The sequence below is a fragment of the Paenibacillus sp. 01T443 genome, assembly GCF_056398325.1.
Window position 1 is genome coordinate 1 of sequence record NZ_JBFTPE010000077.1, and the last position, 478, is coordinate 478.

The 478-nt window shown below is 31.2% G+C and carries 1 protein-coding gene; it reads right to left on the reverse strand.

The features are described 5' to 3' along the window. A partial coding sequence (gene uppS, locus AC1DLI_RS34355) for a polyprenyl diphosphate synthase (protein WP_477610216.1) occupies positions 1–478 on the reverse strand: 478 nt, incomplete at both ends.

The window sequence follows — 478 nt, forward strand, 5'->3', positions numbered from 1 at the left end:
GCTTTTCATTAAAAATAAATTCACTATATGAAGCTTGCCATATTAAGAAATTGCTTATTCTTTGTTCTCCTGAAGTGCGTATTAATAAGTCTGGATCTGGATAACTATGAGTCATTAAATGACGCTTTATTAACGCCTCATCAATCACTTCAGATCCTTGTCCGTTTAATTGTAATTCGTTATATATTGCTTTCATACTCTGAATAATCTCAGCTCGTCCACCATAATTTATAGCAAACACAAGAGTTAACCCAGTATTGTGCTGAGTCTTAGCTTTAGCAAAATCAATAGCATCAATTGTAGATTGTGGTAAACCTTCATAAAACCCTATTGTTTCAATTTTAACATTCTTTTCAATTAATTCTGGTAGAAATGTTTTAAGGAAATTCACTGGAAGATTCATAATGTAATTAACTTCACTTTCAGGTCTAGACCAATTCTCTGTTGAAAATGCGTATAATGTTAAATACTTAATACC